The following is a 4,306-nucleotide window of genomic DNA, read 5'->3' on the forward strand; positions in this document are numbered from 1 at the left end:
GTGATGTTTCAAACCCCTCTCCCGGCGGGAGAGGGGTTCAACGGAGCAACAAGTACATGAGCATCCAATCGAACGGTTACCAGACCGGCTTCGGCAACTGGGTTGAAACCGAGGCGGTCCCCGGCACCGTGCCGCAGGGCCGCAACTCGCCGCAAAAAGTGGCACACGGGCTGTATGCCGAACAGTTGACCGGCACCGCGTTCACCGCGCCGCGGCATTCCAACCGCCACGCCTGGCTGTACCGGATTCGTCCGGGTGTCGTGCATGGCCGCTTCGAGGCGTTCGAACTGCCGGCTTTCCATAACGACTTCAGCGGCCGCGCCACCCCCGAGAAGCTGCGCTGGAACGCATTGCCGCTGCCTGCCGGGCAGGCCGACTTCCTTGAAGGCATGTACACGATGGGCGGCTACGGCGGCGCCGAGGCCGGCACCGGCATCGGCGTGCATCTGTACGCGGCCAACCGCGACATGCAGGGACGGTATTTCTACAACGCCGATGGTGAACTGCTGATCGTGCCGCAGCTGGGCCGGTTGCACATCGAGACCGAGATGGGCGTGGTCGACGTCGAACCGCAGGAAATCGCGGTGATCCCGCGTGGCGTGCGCTTCCGGGTGGCGCTGCCGGACGGGCAGGCGCGCGGTTATGTGTGCGAGAACTTCGGCGCCCTGCTGCGGCTGCCCGACCTTGGCCCGATCGGCAGCAACGGGCTGGCCAATACCCGCGACTTCATGACCCCGAATGCGGCCTACGAGGACATCGACGGCGAGTTTGAACTGATCACCAAATTCCAAGGCCACTGCTGGCGCGCGCCGATCGGCCACTCGCCGCTGGACGTGGTGGGCTGGCACGGCAACTACGCGCCCTACAAATACGACTTGCGCCGCTTCAACGTGATCGGTTCGATCAGCTTCGATCACCCGGACCCGTCGATCTTCCTGGTGCTGCACTCGCCCAGCGACACGCCCGGGACCAGTAATATCGATTTCGCGATCTTCCCGCCGCGCATCCTTGCCATGCAGGACACCTTCCGCCCGGCCTGGTTCCACCGCAACGTCGCCAGCGAATTCATGGGCCTGGTCCACGGCATCTACGACGCCAAGGCCGAAGGCTTCGTGCCCGGCGGCTGCTCGCTGCACAACTGCATGACCGGCCACGGCCCGGACGCGGCGACCTTCGAGAAAGCCAGCGCGATCGACACCAGCAAGCCTGACTATGTCACCGACACCATGGCGATCATGTTCGAAACCCGCGGCGTGATCCGCCCGGTGGCGCAAGCCGTGAACGCGGCGCATCGGCAGATGGACTATCCCGACGTGTGGATGGGGCTGCGCCGGCAATTTGATCCGCACGGCTGATCACACACGGTTGGCCGCAACGCAGCGTCCGTATACTCGGGCGCGATGAGGCCGTCACCTTCCTTGCTGGCGCGGGCGCAAAGCGCCTTCGCCGAATTCTTCCGGCTCGAAGCGGCCGGTGGCCTTGTGCTGATGGCCGCCGCGGCACTGGCCATGCTCGCCGCCAATTCCGCGCTGGCACCGACGTATGAACACTTCCGTCACCTTCCCGTCGGCACCCAGCCGCTGGAGTGGTGGATCAATGACGGCCTGATGGCGGTGTTCTTCCTGCTGGTCTCGCTGGAGATCAAGCGCGAAGTGATCTCCGGGCAGTTGTCGAGCCGCGACCAGTTGATCCTGCCGGTGGTCTGCGCCTGCGCCGGCGTCGCGGTGCCCGCGCTGATCTACACCGCGCTCAACCACGGCCACGGCGAGGCGATGCGCGGCTGGGCGATTCCCACCGCCACCGACATCGCGTTTGCCCTCGGCGTGTTGGCCCTGCTTGGCAATCGCGTGCCGCTGGGCATGAAACTGCTGCTGTCGACCATTGCGGTGGCCGATGACCTGATCGCGATCCTGATCATCGCGATCTTCTATTCGCAACAGCTGTCCGGTTTCGCGCTCATCGCTGCCGCGCTGGTGATCGCCGCGATGGCGCTGCTGAAATGGCGCAAGGTCACCGCGCTGTGGCCGTATCTGGTCTTGGGCCTGCTGCTGTGGGTGTGCGTGCTGAAGTCGGGCGTCCACGCGACCTTGGCGGGCGTGCTCACCGGGCTGATGATCCCGCATTACGACCGCGGCAACGCCATCGACGATGCGACCGAACATTCACCGCTGGAATCGCTGGAACAGGCGCTGCACCCGTGGGTTGCCTATGCCATCCTGCCGCTGTTCGCGTTCGCCAACGCCGGGTTGGCGCTGGGCGGATTGCAGCGCGATGACTTGCTCTCGCCGTTGCCACTCGGGATCGCGGTCGGACTGTTGCTCGGCAAGCCCATCGGGATCGTCGGTGCGGCACTGGCCATGCGTGCCTTCGGCTGGGCACGTTTCCCGCAGGGCATGGACGGGCGCGCGATGCTGGGCTTAAGCATGCTGTGCGGGATCGGCTTCACCATGAGCCTGTTCATCAGCGGGCTGGCTTTCGCCGTGCACCCGGACTGGTACGCCGAGAGCGTGCTCGGCGTGCTCGGCGGGTCGTTGGTGGCGGCGCTGGTGGGTAGCCTGTGGCTGTGGCGGGTGCTGCCCCGACGGGCCACCGACTGAGCCCTCCGGTCAGGGGGTCGGTGGAACCACGAGCAAGTCGGTGCCCACGGTTTCAAGCAGGCGTCCCGCCACACTGCCAAGCAGGCGGTCCCTCAGCGGGCTGCGGCCATGGCTGGCGATCACGGTCAGTTCCGTCGCATTGCTGCGGGCATGCTCGCGCAGCAACCGCACCGGGCCACCGGCCTGCACGCAGGCAGTCCAGGGCGCCGCGCCTGCGCCCAATGCCTGTACCAAGTGCGCTTGCGCCTGTTGCAATGCTTCGGCGTACAGCACCTTCAGGGCCTCGGCGCGTGGTGCATCATTGAGCGACAGCACCGCCAGCGGGACGTCGTAGCCGTGCAGCAGGGTACGCTGCGCCGTCTCGGGAAACCAGGCATTGGCCAATTGCAGCGCCTGCGTCGCCGGGGCTGAAAAATCGGTGGCCAAGGTCATCCGTTGATACTGCTGGCGCACGCGGTCATGCACCGCAAGCACTGGACGTTTGGCGTGACGAACCAGCCATTGCAGGGTTGAACCGGGATCCATGCGCATGGCCACGTCGCTGCGCGAGGTGCCAGTGATGATCAAGCCGCAACCTGTTTCCTGGGCAATGCGAGCAGCTGCCGGGCCGGGGGCATCGGCAGCGACGTGGATGGTCAGCGGGACATCGACATCGGCGAATGCCTGCGTGGCCATGCGCTTGATGTACCCGGAGGGCGATTCCGGCGCCGGCGCATCCGCGGGTGATTCTGGATCGACGTAGGCGTTGGCCTTGCTGAAGAGGCCCTCTTCCTGGTGGGAAACCACCACGTCCAATCGTGCCTGCCACTGCAGGGCCAACTGGACCGCCCGCGCCTGTGCGCGATCCGAGCGTGCCGACAGGTCGGTGGCGAGCAGGAGGGCCTTGGGACGTGCAGGGAAGGGCATGGGGAATCACCGCGTGGCAACTTTCCCCAGTGTAGCGGTACTGGCCGGCCAAGCGCCGCCGCAGTTTCCGGAGCGCGAAGCACTGAAGGGGGATGTCGGAAATCAGCGGTGGTCCGGAAGGGGCGCCTGCTGCTTCGGGGTGTCGGGTCGTTCTTCGACCGTGATCTCTGCGCTCATGAAATCAGCGGCCTTGCCCGAAAGCAGGACCCTTTCCCCCTGGATTTCACAGACCAGGGAGCCGCCCCGCCTGGAGAGTTGGCGAGCCTTGAGACGTCGACGACCAAGCTGGGCGCTCCAGTAGGGCGCAAGTTCACAATGGGCCGAGCCGGTGACCGGATCTTCATTGATGCCGAGCTTGGGGAAGAAACAACGGCTGACGAAGTCGACCGTGCTTCCGGGGGCGGTCGCCAGGACGCCACGCAAACCAATGGACTGCAGCTGGGAAAAGTCGGGCTCCAGGGATTGGACCTCCGCTTCGGACGCGTAGACAGCGACATAATCGTAGGCGGCAAGCACCTGCAATGGCGAGGTGCCGAGTCCTGCCAGGAGTGCTGCGGGCGCCTCGGCCGGTCGGGGTGGCGCGGCAGGGAAGTCCATGGCCAACCCCGTGGCAGACTTCGACACCATCAGTTCCCCGCTGCGGGTGTGGAAGCAAACAGCGTCCAGTGTGTAGCCGAGGTGTTCATAGAGCACATGCGCGGAGGCGAGCGTGGCATGCCCGCAAAGATCGACTTCGGCGACTGGCGTGAACCAACGCAATTCGAATGCCTCGCCAACGTCCACGAAAAATGCGGTTTCCGAAA

At 65.6% G+C, this 4,306-nt stretch carries 4 protein-coding genes; 2 read left to right on the top strand and 2 right to left on the bottom strand.

All coding sequences use genetic code 11. From position 1 onward, the window contains the following. The first annotated feature begins 56 nt into the window (after window positions 1-56). Window positions 57-1,355: a homogentisate 1,2-dioxygenase gene (hmgA, locus tag IT472_RS05995; RefSeq protein WP_297179837.1), complete on the top strand. Its 1,299-nt coding sequence runs from the start codon at window positions 57-59 to the stop codon at window positions 1,353-1,355. Between the two features lie 45 nt (window positions 1,356-1,400). Further along, window positions 1,401-2,597, top strand: a complete 1,197-nt coding sequence (gene nhaA / locus IT472_RS06000) for a Na+/H+ antiporter NhaA (RefSeq protein ID WP_297179840.1) — start codon at window positions 1,401-1,403, stop codon at window positions 2,595-2,597. 9 nt (window positions 2,598-2,606) lie between these two features. On the opposite strand, the gene IT472_RS06005 is transcribed toward nhaA, so the two are convergent. Further along, window positions 2,607-3,503, bottom strand: coding sequence for a universal stress protein (locus IT472_RS06005; protein WP_297179843.1), 897 nt, complete (start codon window positions 3,501-3,503; stop codon window positions 2,607-2,609). A gap of 102 nt (window positions 3,504-3,605) precedes the next feature. After that, window positions 3,606-4,306, bottom strand: a 701-nt coding sequence (locus IT472_RS06010) for a PhzF family phenazine biosynthesis protein (RefSeq protein WP_297179846.1), incomplete at its 5' end; no start/stop codon positions are given.

Source organism: Thermomonas sp., assembly GCF_020850895.1.
Lineage (GTDB): Bacteria > Pseudomonadota > Gammaproteobacteria > Xanthomonadales > Xanthomonadaceae > Thermomonas.